Here is an 18719-nt window from a genome sequence, read left to right on the forward strand (position 1 = left end):
TCAGGCACTCCATTCCTTCTTGCCAACTGAACGCCAGCGGCGCTTGAACTCGGGCAACCAAACATCGGGATCATCCCCGAACTCGGCCCGCAGCTCGTCAAGCAACTGGACCGTCCCTTGGCGGCCCGAGAGCACCGCCAATTCGTCAGCCATGCCGTTAAGGTCCAATTCGACCACAACGGAATCATGACCCTGTTTGATGAGGAAGCGCCGACTTTCCGGCGATAGATCGACCTTGATAAGCCGGAACTCGGCTTCGGTCAGATTGAGGCCGTCGATGTAGTCGCGGGCCTGCGCATTCGGGTTAGGCAGAAGGATTTTCGTTGGGCATTGCTCGATGATGGTTTCGGCAATGTCCGAGCGCAGAGCGTCAGCCGGTGACTGCGTTCCGAACATCATCATGGCGTTGCGCTTACGATAGGTTTTCAGACCATCACGGGCGAAATGCCGAAATGCTGGATCGCCCAAGGCTTTCCAGAACTCGTCAATGTCGATGATGACCGGGTTCCCGTCCACGATGTCATCAAGCCTGTGGAACAGGTAGCTCATGAGCGGCGGACGGATCGCGTTGTTTTCGAGAAAGTCCGTCATGTCGAAGCCCATAAGGCGGGCATCGAGCCGCAACGTGTCCTCGTCATTATCGAAAACCCAGCCAAATTCGCCAGATTTGGTCCACCGTTCCAAACGTGCGCCAATGCCTTCCACGCTGGTTTGGTCGAGCTGCGACCGTATCGCCGCGAGGGACCGAAGTTCTTGCGGCAGTCGGGCCACGGCATCGAGCGCCTGATTGATCTGGTAAAGCTCCGGGGGCGTCAGCTCGCCATTGTCAGGGGTGACGAGCTGACGCAGCCACGATGCAAGGAACTCACGGTTGCGGGGGCTGTGATCCAGCGCCTTAAGCGGCGCGAAGCCCGATGGCTGGCCGTTCTTGAGAGCAAGGTAGGTGCCGCCCGAAGCGCGGACGAAAATCTCCGCGCCGCGATCCTTGTCGATGAAGGCCATGCGCGCGCCGGTTTTTTCAGCCTGCGACAGAAAGAAATTCTGGATGACGGTTTTACCGCCGCCAGATGGTCCGAGAATGAGGGTGTGACCTACATCGCCAAAATGGAAGTTGAAGAAATAGGGCGAATTGGCCGTTGTCTTGAGCAGGGCAATTGCATTGCCCCAATGGTTTCCTGTCGGCTGACCGAGCGGATAGGTATGGATCGGCGCCAGTGCCCCAAAGTTGCGCGATGTGAGGGCCGCAGGCCGCGTCCTCCATGCGAAGTTGCCCGGCAGCATCGACCAGTAGGCCGCTTCCAGAGCCAAATCCTCGCGCGCCGCGACAATGCCGCTTTCGGAGAGCGCCGCACGGGCAACGCTCATGTTTTCCGCGAGCTTTTTCGGCGTCTCGCCAAAGACCGACAGTGCCAGATGATGCTCGCCAAGGACGAAGCGATTGGACTGCAAATCGTCCATGGCTTCATCCAGTTGGGATTGCTGGCTGAACGCCACGTCATCGGTGGCACTCAGTTGCGCGCGCTTCCGCCGCGCCGTCTCCATACCCATTTGCTTGCCGAGGAAGGCGAAGCCCTGGCCCAGCACAAACTCAAATTTCGATTCCAACAGCGCGTTGAGCTGGCCGGGGAACGTGCGTGCAGCATGTTCGCGCACCGCCAAAATGCCGCCGTACCGCGAACCTCCCGGCTCCCGAACCTCGAACAGTTCCTGTCCAAAGATGACCCGATCCGAGTAGACCGCACGGCCCAAATGGCCGCGCACCAACGGCACCCGCCGCTTGTCGGCGGTCATAATCCGCTGCATCAATTCCATAGGCTCGCTGAATTGCAGGCCATTGAACTCGTACACGCCCAAGATGCGCGGATTGACGCGACCGAGCAGCTTATCCACGTCACGCAGAATGTCGGTGAACGTCTCGATAATATCCTCTTCGGCTTCCGCAGCGCTGGCCTTGGAGAACATTGAGAATACCGATGACGCGGCCTTGTCGGCTGCGCCCACCGCTGGCCGGTAGAGGACCGTCAGATAATGCTCGTTGACGAACATACGCTTGGCGAGGACGCGATTGCGATAGGCGGCGTCGAGATCGCGCGCGAAGGCAGACCGGAACTCCCCTTCGGGATAGCCGCTGTCGATACGCCGGATCGTGTTGACCATGACCGCGACCCGTTCGTGCGCGATAGTGCGCCAAGCGGTATTCAGCTTCTCGTGCCAATCGTTGATGGTGGACACATCAGCCGTCTCGAACGCGATCCCGTCGAGCGCGAAAACGGCCATATATTCGCCGTTGTCGAGCGCGACGATGTTGTCATTCACATGGCGCGCGTAGGGCAGATACAGCGACGGGTCGCGCTCCAGTTTGATAGGGGGCTTGCGCTTAAACACGATCAAATCCTTTCCGCTTCACGCCCTTGACCGGCAGCGGCGAATAGCTGGACCCGCCCCAAACCGACTTGTTCGGCGCGGGCGCTTTCGTGCGGCCGAAAAGGAAGATGATCTTGAACATATTGTAGTCGGCACGGACGATGAGCCGGGCTGCGCCCAGGAGCGCGCCACCAATTGCCAGCGCCCAAATCGGGTTGCCCACGACCATGAGCGTGAACACCGATGCCATTCCGATCGCCAGCGTTGCCTCAACAGGGACGCCGAACCACAGTGTCGGACGTGTCAGGGCCAAGAACAGCGGATCTTCGGTTAGATATTCTGGCTCAGACACCCGGAACCTCTCTTTTGCCGCCGTGCGGCTTCATGTCAGCAAAGCAACGATGGCCGGGGCACACAGCAGCACGATTAGGCCAGCAGCCCACAACGCGAGCGACTGGCGATCACCGTGACCGGCCATGAAGAAATACCCGGCGATGACGAGCGCGAGCGTCCCGATGGCAGCGCCAGCGGCCATCATCTTGGTTGCCATGGAAGAGGCTTGGGCGGAGGCGGAGGCGACTTGCGCCGCCCCCGGAACCGACCAAGCCACCCCAGCAAGGGTCGCCGCAGAGAGACGAACCCTGCGCATCACGTTCCCGAAATGGTATCGACGAGCCAACCGGCGCCGAAAACGATGAAGCAGCCGACGATGATCGAGCCAAGCAGCCCCTTATTGCCAGCGCCGAAGAAGAACATGATGCCGGCGATGACCAGCGCGATTGCGGCCAGACCCTTTGCGATAGGCCCGGTCAGCAAATTGAGGATGGAGTCGACCATGGACGCCACCTCTGTCTGGTTTGCGGCCTGCGCCCATGCGGGAACAGGCAGCATCGAGAGGACGGCACCGGCGAGCGCGTAGTTGGTCGACCACCGCCCCTTGATGTTGGAAACGAGCTTTTTCATCAGAAGAAACCTCCACTTGCTACGATTGCGATGCCCACGCAGAAAGTAATGAACACGATAAGTGTCCCTCTTCCTGTCATGATGAGAATGCCCAGCCAAATTACGCCAAGCATTATTGCCGGTCCTACGAGAGCTTTTAATTCGTTGAGGACCGTTGTTGCTATCCCGTTCACATCAGCATGAGCGGGAGTTGCAACGAGGCCGAGCACAAGCACGACCGACAATCTCTTGATGATCTTCAGCAAGATGCTCACAGGCCTCCCTCCACCGAACCGGAGGACTGGCGTTGCCGCCAACTGGCCTGTGCGAAAACGTCCCACGCGGGGGGCGGGCTTGCGCCCTCCGCACCGTCGCGCGTCTCGGAATTGAGTGAAGCGGACACCTGATAAGCGCCTGCCACCGCCTGTTGAGGCTGATATGTCGCCACCGCCCAAGGCGCTTGAGCATCGCTAGGCCGTTCGAGGGGAGAGCCTGTGTCCGTCCCCCAAGCGACGTGCCAATGATCCGAATGCTTCGGATCACCTGGCCCAAGCAATTCTACGATCCGAACACCATTGGCCGCCATCACGGCGCGAATTTGATCGCGGGTAATCGCGCCAACGCCGCCACGCGGAACGAAATCGACCGCACGACCGACCTTGTGATAGCTATGGACGGCTCCATAGGTCGCGTTGATCGGGCGCAGCGTATCGGTGATCCTGCCGCCGAATGCCGAAAGCAACAGGTTTCCAACCTTGTCCGGCGACACCGAGCCATAGGAGAGCTGCACCACCGCAGGCCGCACCGCAGACGTGCGACCAGTCGCCGCCGCATAGACCTTCCGGACATATCCGTTGAATAAGCCCTTGGCCCGCGAGCCGGTATTATACTCGCTCAGCGCCGCGCGGAGGGGGTCAGCGTGCCCCGCCACACGAGCGCGGCTGTAATTGTCAGCAAGCAGCGCCGCGCCTGCCCGCAGGTTTGTGCAGGGGTCGAAAACCGTCTCGGCTGTCACACCGAGGCGCGCAAAATTCGCGCTGTTGATTTGCATGAGGCCAGCGTCAAAGTTGGCCCCTTTGCGAAGTAGGCCCCGCGCTGTGGCGCTTGCATCGGCTCCGTTGGCCGGTTGGCGTTGGAGCGAACCGCCCGAATTGACGCCGATCCGATAGGGATGGCCCTCAGATTCCACCTGTATGATTGCCGTCATCGTTGCAGGCGCGACATTCGCCGCGCATGATTGCAGTAACGCCGCCAAAACCGTAGCATCTAAAGGCATTCAGCGCACCTTTATGGAGAGTCCGGTTTCTCTGGTACACATATCCGACACTACCGACAACACGCTTTCGGCTTGTGGGATTCCGCGATGCGATGAACGGTTGATCGTCTTTTTGGCCGGAGCTGAACCCGAACGCGCTTGATGGAGACGGCACCTATGGCTTAGCTCTTGCTCCATATTTCGGCTGAATGCTGTTCAGCTTCACCTACGAGCCAAAGCGGAACCGCATTGCCAAAGACGATCCTATTTCTGTCGGAAACGGCTCATTCTCCATCCATTTCGGAGCAGAAGGCTCTCTGCATGGAGGACAGTGATCTAGTCGCGAACGAAGCGCGGATGGATCTCAATGATTTGCCGAACAAGCTCGCGCAGGGCGGCATGCCGCTGGAAAGCGGCGACAGGATCAAAATCTATGATTTCACCTGTCTGCCCATGCACCCGCAGAACCTTCTTCGTTTCATGCGGCAAATGCTGAAAAAGGGGGTCAGCATCCAGTTCGCCGCCCCTGGGATCGTTATCAAACCCGAGGAAGGCAACGACCTATTCAAGCTGGTCACTGGACTCGATAATCACTGGCGCCTCACCCACGGCGTCAGAACTCGCCCGACCGATTCAAAGCCGGGGCGCAAGCCCAAGCTGACCGAGGATCAGCTTCCCGCCATCAGGCGCATGCTTGACGATAGCGGCGCAACGGTAAGCAGCGTTGCGAAAGATTTGGGCATCGGCCGCACCACATTATTTGATTTTTTGCAGCGGCATCGGGATTCCGAGGCGGTGACTTCATGAGTCCCCGAGCAATACTGCTAGCGACGTTCCTAGGCCGAGGGCTAGACCTGCGATTTCACGGAGCGTAATCTCCGTCGCCTTGCCATCCATTATTGAATGAAGCCGCTCAACATCAATGGCGCTGGCGTGCGCAAGTTGGGCGACTGATATTCCAGTTTTCTTGCATTCGCTTGCAGTTTTATTGGCGAGGGTCTGAGTGAGACTTGAACCCTCGCCCCTATTGTTTAGCATCGTCATTCATTGTCTCTGCTGCCGTTGAGAGGCCGATTACCTTAACCCTCCCTCTCCTGGCATATCCAGCTAACAATAATCATTAGCAGACCTACTTCTTCTTTATCGTATCGCTCAGCAGCTCAATCACGCTGCACTCCAATCCCTTTGCCAGATGTTCGATGACCTCCAGCGTGGGATTCGCCTTCCCGTGCTCGATATACGATAAGTGGGAAGCGGCGATGCCGCTTCGCTCCGACAATTCGGCCTGCGAAATCTTGAGTTTCGCTCGGCGCGCTCGGCAGTTTTCACCCAGCCTTGTGGCCAGCTCAGACGCCGCTTGGTCTAGTTTTAGGTATTGCGGCATTGCGATCCCGATTTCCTTTTCTGGCTGTTAATCATCCGATACGGACACATATAACGCGGTGGCGGCTAACGCGACACTATCTCTGATTAACTACCCGAGGGGCGGTCAAATTTGACAACCCCCCGTATTCGCAATAGCCAATGCACCATGGGCCAACCCGCTGCACAGAATCGAGTCGTGACTCCCGCCGCTTGTATGAGACGCAAGCGGCAGGCGCTCTATGATGCTGACTTTGTTCAATGTAAGTTGCAAATCCCAATTAGCTTTGCCGAGCACCTAAAGGAGCTGAAGGCCCGCCATAAAATGCGCGGCCTTGACCATGTTGTTTCTGCGATGATTAGAAAAGCTATTCTTGCTTACTCTGCGGCTGAGCTGGTTCCACCGCCCCCGCCAGACGATCACATGAATATGAAGCAGATCGCCGTGCATATACCGCGCGAGCATCATGCCTTCCTTGAAGCCATCGCACATCGAAATCGTGGCATCCCGCTAGGGGCCGCGCTCGAAACCATTGGTGCCTACGTCAAGGATTTGACGCCAGCACCCGTGCAACTGCCACTGATCGAAGAAGGGGGAGCCGTGAGCGGATAAACGAAGCCCGGCACGAGGCCGGGCATCGGGGTTGCTATCAGGTGGTTGGCGCCACTTAAATCGCAAATCTGTCATTCAAAGCTAGTGATTAGATAGACCTCCCCGAACCCACTGTCAAGAAACAGCGCGTCTCGCGCCACGTTATAGCTTTGCCCGCGAACGGCCTTCCACATGGGAGGACGAACGATGCTGCTTACCCTTGAAACAAGCCTCGCTGACGTGCCGACAGGCGCAGTCGCGGAGCTGCGCGCCTTCGGCATTGTTGATGCGGACATTGCCGCCGCGTTCGAGCTTCAACAGAAGCAACGATCATGCGGCGTGCCGGTCCTGCCACTGGCCGTCATTTGCGGCGTGCGTCCACTCGAACGCGGCACAAAGACAGGGCTTAGCCACACCGCCTCGCGCCTCATCGGCACAAAACCCCGCGGCCGCACAAGTCGGGGCGGTACGCACGTCACAGGGCGGCCCGTATGGGCGAACAGCGTCAGGACCGGGGATGCGGCCGAGGCCGAATTTGTCCGGCCCGTCTCATTCGATCAACTGAAAGAGCTTCGCCGCGCCATCCATCTGATGTTCGAGCGCGCGCGAGATCTAGCCGCCGAAGCAAGGCAGGGTGGCGAGCTAACGCCCGAACAGCATAAGCTGACACTCTTCACCCGGTCTTGCCGAGATATGCTCCTCAAGATCGTGGACGAGCTGCGCTATCGCAAAGGCTGGTGCGTGCCCTCTTATGAGACGCTCATGCGCTGGACGCGGCTTGGCCGACGCACCGTGAAATACTCGCTCGACCGGCTGCGCGAGTTGGGCTTACTCGAATGGATCAGACGGTACGACTACACCCGCGACAGCCAGCACGGGGCGCGATCCGAACAGACCTCCAATCTCTACCGCTGCCATGTCCCTCAGTGGATCGGTAAGATGATCGGGCTTTTCTCCCCAGTCCCCGAGGATGAGACGCAGCGCCGGGCTGACAGCTTGGAGCAACACGCGGATATGCTCGCATCGGTCGGAGCAATCGAGCGCCGCCGCCTTATGCCCGACGACCCAGCCCAGCGGGCGGCACTGATCCTGGCCGCCGAGCGCTCCGCTGCCCGGCAAGCCTCAGATGCGTATTCCCGTGGGTGCAATAACGGCACTGCTCCTCATACAGTTTTATATTCTATCTCTACGGAGAAGCGGAGTTGCCCTAGTCGGGCAACGATTCAGCCCTGACGGGCATCGAGGCGGCACGCTAACGGCTTCGATTTCGCCATCAGCGCCAGATCAAAGGACAGGACCGTCGGCTTCGCCGCCGGAATGCTCCCCAGGTGGAGCAAGCGGCTATGACAGCTTCATATTACTCCCCGTCGCGCTTGCTGCCCGCTTTGAATGGCCTCAGCGTCAATATGCGGCTCCGTTTGAAGGGAACGCGATCCGACTTTTCAAAGCCTAAAGCGATAATTCGGCGGGTTAGCGATTGTCCGCTTTTGTTCAATACGCTATTACCGGACTATGAAACTGACGCCGACCGCCGCTGCTAAAGAAGCTGTGAAACGCCTCAACGGAACGTGGCACGGGTCTTACGGCAAGGCGCGTTGCCCGGCACATGAGGATCGCAGCCCGTCGCTTTCCGTCACACCTGGGAAAGACGTGGTGTTGTTCCACTGTTTCGCCGGTTGCAACCAGGCCGAGATAATGGCTGCGCTATCCCGGCATGGCGGATATGTCCGCCCTACAGAACGCGACACTACGCCGCCTGTTGCCCGCGACCTGGCACCGCTGGCGCGCGAGCTATGGAGCAAGGCGTTGCCGATCGCCGGCACCCCTGCCCAACTCTATCTTGAAATGCGCAAAATCGGCCATTCAACAATTGGCCGATATGAGCCTGCATCGCTTGTCTACGAAGAAGGCAAAAAGCTGCGCCTGCCGGCGCTGCTCTTGCCAATCACCGAGCGCCGCCAAGTCATCGCTCTCAAGCGCATCTTCGTGGACCGGGCAGGAAATAAGAACGGCAGTTTGGTCGAACCCAAACGCACCCTCGCTCTACCGCGCGGCGGCTCAATTCAGATCGGCCGCATCGAGGCCGACCATCTGAATCTGGCCGAGGGCTTTGAAGATGCCGAGTCCGTCATACGCATGTTCGGTTTGACGGGATGCTGGTCTGCGAACGGCATCGAGCAATATGCCCACCTCGTAATCCCCGATCATGTCCGCACGATCACAGTCTATTCCCAGCACGGATCAGCCGCGACCCGTGGCCTCGCCAAAGGCGAGGCAAACCTGACCGCAAACGGGCGCCGTCTATCCGTCGAATTGCCGCCTATCGGCGGCGATTGGAATGACGCATGGCGAGCCGCCGCGTGAAAGCTCAGATAGGTATTTTGCTCGCAGGAGCCGTCATTCTTGGCGCGGTTTTCGTGCAATCTCACCCTGATTTTGTCGCGCATCCTCCCCATAGCTCGCGCGAGGCCTGCGGCCAGTTCTTCGATCCGGCGAATTGTCAGGCAGCGGCGACCTTCGCCGCAATCAATGCAAAACAGCCGATCCGCCAGATCGTCTTGCCCTCGATCCCCGACCCAGCTCGCACACCTGGCGCGATCAATCCCGTGATCACCCAAGACAATATCGCCGCTACCATCTGCAAAGGCGAGTACCAGGCCGAAAAGTCGCCGCCGCCTTCGTGGAAGGCCGCGGCGACCCGCCGCCTTGTTGAAAGTCTCTATCCCGGCGAAAATCCCGACGATTTTTCACTCGACTATCTGGTGCCAATCTCTCTTGGCGGGGCGGTGGCCGATCCGCGAAATCTATGGTTGCAGACGTGGACCGGGCCTGACCGCGAGCTGAAAGACCATCTCGAAATGCTTCTGACGAAGATGGTCTGCAACCGCCAGATTGCGCTTTCGGTCGCGCAGCAGCGGATCGCTGGCGATTGGCGCGACACGTATCAGCGCGCGATGACGCCGAAAAATCTCGCTCAGTATCAAATGCCTTTGAAATGGGCCGTGTCGCCCGAGCAGTTTCCCCCGTTCACGTCCCCTAATGTCGGCCAGATCGAGGGGCAACGTGCCCAGGTCGAAGGGGAACCGCTGATCTTGCAAGCCGAGCTGGTTGACCCGAAGCCATACGAGGTGCCGTCGATCCCGACCGAGCCACTTTACCCGCAACAGTAGGAGTGCTGGAAATGCCAAGAAATATCGCTGAATTTCGTATTATTGGACAGGTTGGCGGCGTTGATGAGAAGGAAAAGGTCACGTTCGTCAATATTGCATCGAATTATAATCGGCAGGTTGACGGTGAATGGCAGGAAGAGGTTCATTGGAACCGGGTGACTTGCTTTGGAAAGTGCGCTGAATATGCCCAAAACTCCGCAAAAGGTGACATGGTTCATGTAACGGGACGGGTAAAGCAGACCTCATATGATCGTGATGGACAGACAATTTATAACACTGATCTAGTTGCTGATTCATATTCCATTCTTGTTCGGAAAGATGCCGGGTAACATGGAGCTGGGGGCGGCCTTCGGCACGGCTCTATCTCCGCTCCGCTCCGACCGAACCCGCAAGCGGTTTCGTCCCATTCGGGTGACGATCCTCGCCTTGAAATCGCCGCAGGATCTCGAACGAGATTCTTGCGGTGTTTTTGTATCTGGCACGCCGGAACACCGGCGCGATCGAACAGGAGGCGGCAATGCCGCCGCGTCACTGATCCAGTTTCGGGGCCTGTTCCGGCCCCCTGGCGCAAGGGCTAGACCGTCTCGGCCGCTGCGCGACCTCCCTTGGCGATCAGGGCGGTATCCCCATCCTTCCCTCGCTGCGCTCTGTGCAGGACGGGCGATCCCCCTCCGCCCTGATCGGCCCTCACTGCGCCATTCCCCGACCCACTTCGCCAGCGGGCAGAAGTCGATGGACGCCATCGCCTTCGGCTCCATTTTAGGAAGGGAACAGCACATGCCACGGAACACCAGCAAGACCCGCAAGACCACCGCTGCGCGCGTCGACGTTTACGAGGAAGTCACCAACCAGATTGTTGCGCTGCTAGAGGCAGGCACCCGCCCATGGTCCCCACGCTGGGCATCGGGCGCGGCATCGCTTCCGCTTCGCCATGAGGGCACCGCCTATCGCGGCATCAATATCCTGCTGTTGTGGTCCGCCGCCATGGCGCACGGCTACACCAACCCGCATTGGATGACCTACCGGCAGGCGCACGAGCTGGGCGGACAGGTCAGGAAGGGCGAGAAGGGCAATCTTGTTGTTCATGCCGGAACCTTCACCCCGAAGGACGGCGAGACAGGCGAGCCGATCACCGACAGCGAGGGCGAGGAAACGAGCCGCGCGTATCTGAAACGCTATGTCGTATTCAATGTCGAGCAGATCGACGGCTTGGACATGAGCAAATTCCCCGCCCCGCTTGTCGAGATCAAGAACCGCGACGAGCGCGACCCCGAGCTTGATGCGGCCTTTGCCCGCTACCCGGTCCCCTATCGTGAGGGCGGCAACAGCGCTTATTATCACCCCGTCGCGGACAGCATCGCCATGCCTGCCTTTGGCGACTTTGTGAGCGGCAACGCCTTCTATGCGACCCTCGCGCATGAGGCCATCCACTCCACCGGTCACACGTCGCGGCTCAATCGCGAAACGCTCTACGAATACGGTAAGAGCAGGGAAATTCGCGCTGCCGAGGAACTGATTGCAGAGATCGGCGCGGCCATGCTTTGCGCTCAGCTTGGCATGGAGCCGACCGAGCGCGAGGATCATGCGGCCTATCTGGCCTCGTGGTTGACCGCCCTTCGCAATGACAAGCGCGCGATCTTCCGCGCTGCGACCGCCGCACAGACAGGGAGCGAATTGATCCTGTTCCACATGGCAGTGCCCGCAATGTCTCGCGCTGCCTAATCCCGGCGAGGGCGGCCACCAGCGCCGCCCCGCCCCCGCTATTCCGAAGGATTGACCCATGCCCAAGACACTCCCCATGGTCGAACTTAGCTGGCGCGATGAGAATTACGGTTCCGTTTGCGCTGTCGCCGCCTTCCGCAACTATGCTGGCAGCGTGGATTGGAGCGAGCGCACCCACCAGCGTTTTAGAGGATGCGTGAAGCGCGCCGGTTTCGAGTTTCACTATGGTCGATGCAGCTACATCGCCACGCGCAGGACGAGCGAGGAGTGCCAATGGGCCATTTGCGAGGAACTTGACGGCGCCGGTTTCCAGATCAAGCGGGGCGACGTTCGCACGCCCGAGCCGCAGCTATGAGCGACGCCCCGCCCGTTCAGAGCCTCACCGCTTTTGCGAAGGAGTGGGGCTTGGTGACGATGGCCGAGGCGCGCGGCCATATTCATGCGGGCTTGCGCTGCGCGCCGCCCACCAAGAGATTCCGCCGATGGTACGAGGCCGAGACGCGCCGCCTACTGGCCGAGGCTGACCAGACCGCGCGCGCCTATAGCGCGGCAATTGAGGCGGGCTGCATCGCCGCACCGCCGCGCGCCACGCTTGAGCAGATCGCGGAGGGCCACCCCGATCTTGCATCGACCCATGCGGCCCGCCGCGTCATCGAAAAGCGGCGCGCGCGCCGCAATGCAGAGAGGATGGATCATGACGCCAATGCGCAATCTTGACCGAGACACCCGCCGCGCGCGCCTGCTAGCGGCACGAACCCGCCCAGTGGGCGGGATCAATCGCAAAGGCAGCCGAGGCGATGCGATATTGGCCTGAGACGGCGACCGCCGTTACCGTTCGCCGCGTCGGCAAGGACGATTGCGAAGTGGCCGCCCCCTTCGGGCTAGGCGACTTGCTCACCCTTGTTTTGCGACCGACGCCGCATTTCGTTTGCGAGAAGCGCCACGTCTGCGAGGACCGGGTGCGATCAAAGCAAAGGACGTGCTCGTGGGCGCTCTTGCGGAAAGAGGCTGATTAGAGGCGGCTGCGCCGCCACGCCAATTTGTAGGTAAGGGGCCTGTTCCGGCCCCCTGGCGCAAGGGCCTGGCCGTCTCCGCCGCTACGCGGCTCCGCTTGGTGATCGCGGGGGTTTCCCCGTCCTTCCTCCGCTGCGCTCCGTGCAGGCCGGGTGATCCCCCTCCCCCGCGATCAGCCCATATTTGCGCCATTACCCGGCCCAGTTCGCCACTTGGCAGAAGTCGATGGGGCCATCGCCTTCGGCTCCATTTTAAGAAGGGAAACAGCACAATGGCTAAGACTTCCAAGCCCACCATCTTGCATCTGACTGTCGATCAGCTTCACCGCAGCGAGCAGAATGTTCGCAAGAAGCCATCCAGCGCCGCAAGCGATGCCGAAATCTCCGCTTCCTTGCTGTCGGTTGGCCTTATTCAACCCATGGTCGTGATCCCGCGCGAGGCGGGCGGTTATGAGGTGATCGCCGGGGATCGCCGCCGCCGCCTTCTCACGGCGTTGGCCGAAGCCGACCCGAGCCGGAAGGCAATGACTTTCCCATGCATGAAGGTCGATGACTTGAGCAAGGTCACGGAAATCAGCATGGCCGAGAACCGCGCGCGCGAGGCGATGGCCCTGCCCGATGTGTATATGGGTTTCGCCGCCATTCGGGCCGAGCGTCCCGAGGCGACCCTAGAAGAGCTGGGTGCGATGTTCGGCTACGATGTGGCCCGCACCTCGCGCATCATGCGGATTGCGAACCTTCATCCCGAGATCATGGACCTCTATAGCGCGGGCGAGATCGATGACGCCCAGGCACAGGCATACGCGGCGACGGAGGATCGTTCGCTACAGATCGCGGTCTATCGCCAGTTGGAGAAGGAGGCGACCCGCCCGCACGAGAAAAATGCGAGCGCCATTCGCAAGGCGATGAACTCCGGCAATCACGAACTGACCAAGCTAATGTGCTATGTCAGCGTCGATGCCTACCGCGCTGCTGGCGGCGAGTTTGAGGCCGACTTGTTCGCACAGGACGGCGCGGGGATCGTCCAGAATCCCGACATTCTGCACCAGCTAGTCGAGCAGCGTATAGCCGAGGATAAGGATCGGTTCGAACATAATATCTCGCGCAATGGCCGGAAGCTTGGCGAGAAGTGGGGCCGTGCCGACCTTGAATTCTCGTGGGTGATGACGCCTCCGCAGATCAAGCAATATGGCTATCTCTCGACGGACCATGAGCTTCGTATCCGCAACCCGAAGCGGGGCGACCTCCCCAAAGACCTCGCGGAAATCTATGCGTCGATGGAAACGCGCCTTGCCGCGATGATCGGGGAGGATGACGAACCGCTTCCCGATCTGGAAGAGGCTTACGAGAAGCTGGCGACCGAGATCGGGGACATGGACGCGCAGCGCACCATCATCCTGCCCAAGAAGGGCGCAGTCGTCGCCGTCGCATCGATCGAGAATGATGGCAGCTTCGACGTAGAGCTTTGGTTTGCGGATCGGGCGGCGAAGGGCGCGGAACTGCCCAAGGGGGCGACCGAGCAGCGTGGACCCAAGCCAGCGCCGACACCGGCAGAGGCCGAGCGCGCGCGCTTCGGGCTGTCCAAGGATAACATGCAGGTCATGATGCTGATCCGGCGCGACATGATCCGGGCCGAGTTGATGCAGTCCGCTTCCGCCGGTTCGTCGCTCGCGCTCAACTTCATGCTGTTCACGCAGGCCCGCACGATCCTCACCCCCACCAAAGGCTACGGGAACACCGTCTATTTCCATGGCGAGCCGCAGGGTATCAACGATCTTCCGCATGATGAGGACGGCACCACCAAGATTCACGATCTTGTCGGAAGCCGCCCCGAACGCGCCGCATGGTGCACCGACAAGGAGGCTCTGGCATTGGGCGTGTGGGTGACGGCGCGCGACCCTATCGAGGGTTTCGCTCTGTTCCGCCAACTGTCCGACACCGAGAAGAACAAGGTAGCGGCGATGATCGCCGGTCACATGCTCTTGGCGACCACATCGGCATATTCCGAGGGTCGCACCCCGCGCATGGTCCGCGAGCTTGCCAACTGCATCGAGGCCGAGGCCGGTTTTGGACGCTGGCGCGATACGGTCGAGCTGGACGAGGCATTTTTCAACACCTTCTCTAATAAGGCACGCCTTGGCCTTCTCGACACATGGGGTCTGGCGGATCACGCAAAGGGCATGAAGGGCAACGAAACAGCAGCCTTCTGCGCCCGCATCACGAATTGCGACGAGCAGGACGCCAAATTGCTTGGCCTTCATCCCGACGATGTTGCCGAGGCGGTGAACTGGCTGCCCGACTTCATGGAGAGCGGTACTGTCGAACCCCTCCCCGCCAAGGAGGAACCGGAAGCGGACGAGGACGACGAACTTGGGGACGAGGATCAGGACGACGATCACGATCAGATCGACGAGGCCGCTTGATCCATTGCGGGGGGGGGGGGTCCCCCGCACCTTCCCCTGCCGAGAGGCACTGCCACGGCCCGCCATTGCATCCGCGAACCCCGCTATATCCCCCCGTCCACGTCATAGGCGAGCAGCCCGACTTGTTCGGAGGCTCCACGATCAGCCACGCGGCCGACCGGAAGCCTGTCGGCGCGAAGGCGCTGCGCGCGATCACGAAATGGGCCGTCACCCCGTGGCTTGGCGATATGGACCGGGAAACCGTTCTCGAGGCGGCACCCACCCCGCTCCCCGTCTATCTTGTCGCTTGCGTTGCGGCGAAGCTGGATCATGCGGCCGAGGCGCGCGACCTCTATATTTTGCCATGGTTCCGCAAGGCTCGCGCCTATGTCGAGCGCACCGTCTCGCGCTGGCTGATCCTTTCAGCCCAACATGGTCTGATCGATCCCGGAGCCGTCATCCAACCTTATGACATGACCCTTAACACACTGGGCGCACCCGCTCGCCGCCTGTGGGGCGCTCGCGTGGTGGACGAACTGGCCCGGGTTGTAGACGTCGCCGCGCCGCTGATCGTTCTCGCAGGCCGCAGCTATCGCGATCCCCTCTGGCCGCACATCGCGCAGCGCGCGACCGCGCCCATGGAGGGATTGGCTATCGGCGAGCAGTTGGCGTGGCTCAAGCGCAAGACCCGATGTCCTGGCGCTGATGTTCCATCGAGCGCATTACCTGATACACTGGCGAACGGAGGAAGCCGATGACCGTTGAAATTCTCGCTGATCCGCAAGTGAAGATGGTGATTGACCGTCTCATCGACATTGCCCGCTCCGACACCGGGCAATCGGCCCGTGTCGCCAACTTCCTCCTGGCATGGTGGAACGGCGACGATTGGAGGCATTTCCCTATTGCAGACCTGTTTGGCGTGGACCGAGCCATCGCAGCCGACATGGCGACGATCTTCGCCTTCCTGGGCCAGTATCCTGGCGCGATCTACGTCGATTCCTTTGGCGAGCCGTACAGGGAGGCTATGGCCGATCTTGTCAAGAAGTGGCGCGAGACCTGATCCCCGTCACATGAGTTTGCGGGCATCTGGGGACGAAGGCGAAATGTCCGAGGGTGTTCGTCGTGCTGGCCGGTGGAGCGTTCCGCTCCACCGGCCCCCTTTGCCGGGCAGGGGGATTGCATATGAAATTTTGTGTCGCAAACGGCGTGTTTGGCGATTTGCGGGTTGCGTCCAGAAGTACACATTTTCGGGCATTCGACTTTCCGAACACACCAATCACCAATGCTCGAATTCCATATGCGATAGCCTTGCTTTGCCGGGGGGCTTTGGATCGACGCCGTTCTTTATTCGTTCAAGATTTGATGGTATAGGAAAGGCATGACGACGAGCGGCGGAACTGGCCCCCTGTGGACCCAAGATCAGGCGATTGCCTACGAGGCGGCGCTTGAGGCCATCAACGACGTGATCGCCGGTTACAGCGAACAGATCGCGCTTGAACAGGAGCGGGCTGCTCCCAGCGCGGCGCGGATCGAGTGGCTTGAAATGCGGACCGATCAGGCGACCGCAATCATGCACTCGCTCAACGTGATGGACACTGAGAATGTCCGGCAAGTGCTTTCCGAGTATAGCGCGATTGTACGCGCGCGTGACGCCGCCGAGGCCGTCCCCATCGCTGCCTAAGAGGCAGCATGGACCGCGACCCCGAACGACATAGTCTGTCATCCGACACCTTACAGAAAATCTATGAAACCCGTGTATCTCCGCGCCTCTTCCGAGGCGCGGAGAGCGTCGAACAGCCCACCGCGATAGTTCTAGGAGGGCAACCCGGCTCGGGCAAAACCCCCATGCAGAATCACGCTACCCGCGAATTTGCGGGCAGCGGCGGAATGGTGAAGATCATCGGTGACGATCTTCGCGCCTATTTGCCCCACTACAAGAGCCTACAGCGGGCTGACGACAAGGCCGCGGCCTTCTATACCGACCGCGATTCTGGTCGATTGGTCGAGAAAGCCATTGCCGAGGCCGCACAGCGGCGCGTCAATGTTCTGGTGGAAGGCACGATGCGCAACCCAGAGACCGTCGCGGCGACCTTGCAGCAGTTCAAAGATGCCGGGTTTCGCACCGATGCGCGGGCTTTGGCCGTCAGTCCCGAAATGTCGAGCCTTGGTGTGCTGCAGCGATATGCGGCCCAGAAGGAGAGCCGGGGGATCGGGCGCATGACCACAACCGAGGCCCACCAGAACGCCTTGCGCGGTATGCTCGATACGCTGGACCGGATTCAGGACGGACGCCTTGCTGATAGGCTCACGATCTACAGGCGTGGCGGCGAGGTAATCCATAGCTTCGATCTCACCGGGCCAGCACGCGCGGGCGAGCCCCGCGCCCGGGAGCTGGTGGAGCGCGAGCGCAGTCGGCCCCTGACGCCACAGGAAGCTCAATATAAGCAGAGCGAGATTGAAAGGCTAACCCCGATCTTGCAGAAGCATGGCGTCATCACGGCCCGAGATCCGCAGCGCAATGGCGACCTGGCGCAGAACAGGGACAGGCCCCCTCCCCGGCGCGACGAGGACCGGGAGCGGTAGCGTTTTTGGAATTGTGTGAAGGGAGTGCGATGCCCGACATCAACAAAGCTATGGAGGCCGCTGCTCGCGCGCTCTGCCTTTTGGCGGGCCATCCCGAGAACATCAAGTTCGAAGGCAAGCCGATGTGGCAAAGCTACTTACCAGAGGCAAAAGCAGCGCTCGATGCGGTCCTGCCATACCTTCGTGGCGAATAGGTAGAACGGATCAGAAATACGCTGAGGACTGGCATTGACGGGGTGGAGGTGCCGGCAAAGGCCTGTTTTCCGACAGCTCAGAGCGGAAGATGCAGAATAGCTCCCTATCCGTCAGCTTGTCCGTTCAAGCGTTTCAACGATGTGCTGCGCCAGCATATGTCCCGTCTCGGAGATTGCTGAACCTTCGATCAACGCGATCTCTGTGTCCGGTAACATGGGCAACCCTGCTTCACCCGTCACAGTTGCGAGAGGCTCCGGAACCATTTCGCGCGGCAGCACTGTAATCCCGAGCCCTGCGCGGACCGCTGCCTGGCTCCCCGCCAGGCTGGTTGACGTGTAGGCTATGCGCCAGGGGCGTCCGATGGCGTCAAGGGCATCGGTCGCGCGCTTGCGATAGACACAAGGCGCCGGCGACATAACGAGCGGTACAGTATCGACACTGTCGGCTGCGCTTTGATCTCTGGCTACCCAGACCAAAGGCTCACGCCACACGCGCATGCCCTCCAGCGCAGCTGCCGGTTCCCGTTTCACCAAAACTAGGTCAAAGGCCCCCGCATGGAATCGCTCAAGGAGATTAAGCGTCAAATCGCACGTCACCTCCAATTCCACGAGAGGATGGGCCTCGTTAAAAAGAGCGAGTATTTCGGGTAGATGCACCGTAGCAAAATCCTCTGGCACACCAAGGCGAACCACGCCCCGAATGTCCGGCTCCAGCAACTCAGCAACGGCCTTGTCATTGAGGTGGACGAGTTTGCGCGCAGTCCCCATTAGCTTGTGTCCGTCAAGGGTGAGGCGGACGCCGCGCGCATTTCGGTCCAAAAGTACACGATTCAGGTGGTTTTCGAGTCGCTTCAATTGAAGACTGATCGTCGATTGGGTGCGCCCAAGCCTTTCACCTGCACGCGTGAAGCTGCCCGTTTCTGCGATCGTTAGAAATGCGCGGAGCTGATCAATATCGAGATTTCGCAACGTCATAGCCCAATGCATCTCACGACCATTCGATTTATCAATTCATGAGATTTCATAAAATCATTTCATAAATAATGGCTGGTTTGTCAACGCGGTTCCGAAGGAGATCGCCATGGGAACTATGCCATCAAAACCGCGCGAGGAGTTTGCC

At 60.1% G+C, this 18719-nt stretch carries 24 protein-coding genes and 1 pseudogene; 17 read left to right on the forward strand and 8 right to left on the reverse strand.

All coding sequences use genetic code 11. The annotated features are described in order from the left end of the window. The 6 genes from SPBM01_RS21585 to SPBM01_RS21610 form a co-directional block, all read right to left on the reverse strand. On the reverse strand, nt 1-2385 hold the full coding sequence (locus SPBM01_RS21585) for a VirB4 family type IV secretion/conjugal transfer ATPase (RefSeq protein WP_244884596.1): 2385 nt from the start codon (nt 2383-2385) through the stop codon (nt 1-3). Next, complete coding sequence (locus SPBM01_RS21590) at nt 2378-2716, reverse strand: type IV secretion system protein VirB3 (RefSeq protein WP_066609298.1); 339 nt, start codon at nt 2714-2716, stop codon at nt 2378-2380. The genes SPBM01_RS21585 and SPBM01_RS21590 overlap by 8 nt, the downstream gene beginning before the upstream one ends. 30 nt (nt 2717-2746) lie before the next feature. Beyond that, complete coding sequence (locus SPBM01_RS21595; protein WP_169574839.1) at nt 2747-2914, reverse strand: hypothetical protein; 168 nt, start codon at nt 2912-2914, stop codon at nt 2747-2749. A 98-nt stretch (nt 2915-3012) separates the two neighbouring features. Then, nucleotides 3013-3327 (reverse strand): TrbC/VirB2 family protein, encoded by a 315-nt coding sequence (locus SPBM01_RS21600; RefSeq protein ID WP_066609300.1) that lies wholly within the window; start codon nt 3325-3327, stop codon nt 3013-3015. After that, on the reverse strand, nt 3327-3581 hold the full coding sequence (locus SPBM01_RS21605; protein WP_188065894.1) for a TrbC/VirB2 family protein: 255 nt from the start codon (nt 3579-3581) through the stop codon (nt 3327-3329). Before SPBM01_RS21605 ends, SPBM01_RS21600 begins: the two co-directional genes overlap by 1 nt. Beyond that, on the reverse strand, nt 3578-4582 hold the full coding sequence (locus SPBM01_RS21610) for a lytic transglycosylase domain-containing protein (protein ID WP_316725935.1): 1005 nt from the start codon (nt 4580-4582) through the stop codon (nt 3578-3580). The genes SPBM01_RS21605 and SPBM01_RS21610 overlap by 4 nt, the downstream gene beginning before the upstream one ends. On the opposite strand from SPBM01_RS21610, the gene SPBM01_RS21615 reads away from it, so the two are divergent. Together SPBM01_RS21615 and SPBM01_RS21620 are read left to right on the forward strand one after the other, a co-directional pair. After that, nucleotides 4500-4724, forward strand: coding sequence for a hypothetical protein (locus SPBM01_RS21615; RefSeq protein WP_188065896.1), 225 nt, complete (start codon nt 4500-4502; stop codon nt 4722-4724). The two genes, SPBM01_RS21610 and SPBM01_RS21615, sit on opposite strands and share 83 nt — an antisense overlap. A gap of 158 nt (nt 4725-4882) precedes the next feature. After that, the gene (locus SPBM01_RS21620; RefSeq protein ID WP_188065897.1) at nt 4883-5368 is read left to right on the forward strand and encodes a helix-turn-helix domain-containing protein; all 486 of its coding nucleotides are present in this window, start codon (nt 4883-4885) and stop codon (nt 5366-5368) included. A gap of 322 nt (nt 5369-5690) precedes the next feature. Here the strand turns inward: SPBM01_RS21620 and SPBM01_RS21625 are convergent, their stop codons facing one another. After that, nucleotides 5691-5945, reverse strand: a complete 255-nt coding sequence (locus tag SPBM01_RS21625) for a helix-turn-helix domain-containing protein (protein WP_188065898.1) — start codon at nt 5943-5945, stop codon at nt 5691-5693. A 177-nt stretch (nt 5946-6122) separates the two neighbouring features. On the opposite strand from SPBM01_RS21625, the gene SPBM01_RS21630 reads away from it, so the two are divergent. The 15 genes and pseudogenes from SPBM01_RS21630 (at nt 6123) to SPBM01_RS21700 (ending at nt 17599) form a co-directional block, all read left to right on the forward strand. Continuing rightward, nucleotides 6123-6536 carry a hypothetical protein gene (locus tag SPBM01_RS21630; protein WP_262504469.1) on the forward strand — a complete coding sequence of 138 codons (414 nt, stop codon included), beginning with the start codon at nt 6123-6125 and terminating at the stop codon, nt 6534-6536. A gap of 186 nt (nt 6537-6722) precedes the next feature. After that, nucleotides 6723-7748: a helix-turn-helix domain-containing protein gene (locus SPBM01_RS21635; RefSeq protein WP_188065900.1), complete on the forward strand. Its 1026-nt coding sequence runs from the start codon at nt 6723-6725 to the stop codon at nt 7746-7748. 279 nt (nt 7749-8027) lie between these two features. After that, nucleotides 8028-8879 (forward strand): toprim domain-containing protein, encoded by an 852-nt coding sequence (locus SPBM01_RS21640; protein WP_188065901.1) that lies wholly within the window; start codon nt 8028-8030, stop codon nt 8877-8879. Beyond that, the gene (locus SPBM01_RS21645) at nt 8861-9685 is read left to right on the forward strand and encodes a hypothetical protein (RefSeq protein WP_188065902.1); all 825 of its coding nucleotides are present in this window, start codon (nt 8861-8863) and stop codon (nt 9683-9685) included. Before SPBM01_RS21640 ends, SPBM01_RS21645 begins: the two co-directional genes overlap by 19 nt. A gap of 11 nt (nt 9686-9696) precedes the next feature. Continuing rightward, nucleotides 9697-10014 (forward strand): single-stranded DNA-binding protein, encoded by a 318-nt coding sequence (locus tag SPBM01_RS21650; RefSeq protein ID WP_188065903.1) that lies wholly within the window; start codon nt 9697-9699, stop codon nt 10012-10014. A 448-nt stretch (nt 10015-10462) separates the two neighbouring features. Continuing rightward, entirely contained in the window at nt 10463-11407 is a 945-nt protein-coding gene (locus SPBM01_RS21655; RefSeq protein WP_188065924.1) for an ArdC family protein, read from the forward strand. Nucleotides 11408-11465: 58 nt separating this feature from the next. After that, complete coding sequence (locus tag SPBM01_RS21660; RefSeq protein WP_188065904.1) at nt 11466-11762, forward strand: hypothetical protein; 297 nt, start codon at nt 11466-11468, stop codon at nt 11760-11762. Next, a complete protein-coding gene (locus tag SPBM01_RS21665; protein WP_223177836.1) occupies nt 11759-12124 on the forward strand; it encodes a hypothetical protein in 366 nt (121 codons plus the stop codon). Before SPBM01_RS21660 ends, SPBM01_RS21665 begins: the two co-directional genes overlap by 4 nt. Nucleotides 12125-12204: 80 nt before the next feature. Then, complete coding sequence (locus SPBM01_RS21670; protein ID WP_262504470.1) at nt 12205-12423, forward strand: nucleotidyltransferase family protein; 219 nt, start codon at nt 12205-12207, stop codon at nt 12421-12423. A 269-nt stretch (nt 12424-12692) separates the two neighbouring features. Continuing rightward, a complete protein-coding gene (locus SPBM01_RS21675; RefSeq protein WP_188065925.1) occupies nt 12693-14843 on the forward strand; it encodes a ParB/RepB/Spo0J family partition protein in 2151 nt (716 codons plus the stop codon). 36 nt (nt 14844-14879) lie between these two features. Continuing rightward, nucleotides 14880-15505 (forward strand): annotated as a pseudogene (locus tag SPBM01_RS21680) (DUF6884 domain-containing protein); the annotation flags it as partial. A 71-nt stretch (nt 15506-15576) separates the two neighbouring features. Then, nucleotides 15577-15882 (forward strand): hypothetical protein, encoded by a 306-nt coding sequence (locus tag SPBM01_RS21685; RefSeq protein WP_188065906.1) that lies wholly within the window; start codon nt 15577-15579, stop codon nt 15880-15882. Between the two features lie 318 nt (nt 15883-16200). Further along, nucleotides 16201-16503 (forward strand): hypothetical protein, encoded by a 303-nt coding sequence (locus SPBM01_RS21690; protein WP_188065907.1) that lies wholly within the window; start codon nt 16201-16203, stop codon nt 16501-16503. An 8-nt stretch (nt 16504-16511) separates the two neighbouring features. After that, nucleotides 16512-17405: a zeta toxin family protein gene (locus SPBM01_RS21695; RefSeq protein ID WP_188065908.1), complete on the forward strand. Its 894-nt coding sequence runs from the start codon at nt 16512-16514 to the stop codon at nt 17403-17405. Nucleotides 17406-17434: 29 nt separating this feature from the next. Beyond that, the gene (locus SPBM01_RS21700) at nt 17435-17599 is read left to right on the forward strand and encodes a hypothetical protein (RefSeq protein ID WP_188065909.1); all 165 of its coding nucleotides are present in this window, start codon (nt 17435-17437) and stop codon (nt 17597-17599) included. Between the two features lie 111 nt (nt 17600-17710). On the opposite strand, the gene SPBM01_RS21705 is transcribed toward SPBM01_RS21700, so the two are convergent. Then, on the reverse strand, nt 17711-18574 hold the full coding sequence (locus SPBM01_RS21705) for a LysR substrate-binding domain-containing protein (protein ID WP_188065910.1): 864 nt from the start codon (nt 18572-18574) through the stop codon (nt 17711-17713). Between the last annotated feature and the right edge of the window lie 145 nt (nt 18575-18719).

Source organism: Sphingobium sp. KCTC 72723 (assembly GCF_014280435.1).
Taxonomy (GTDB): domain Bacteria; phylum Pseudomonadota; class Alphaproteobacteria; order Sphingomonadales; family Sphingomonadaceae; genus Sphingobium.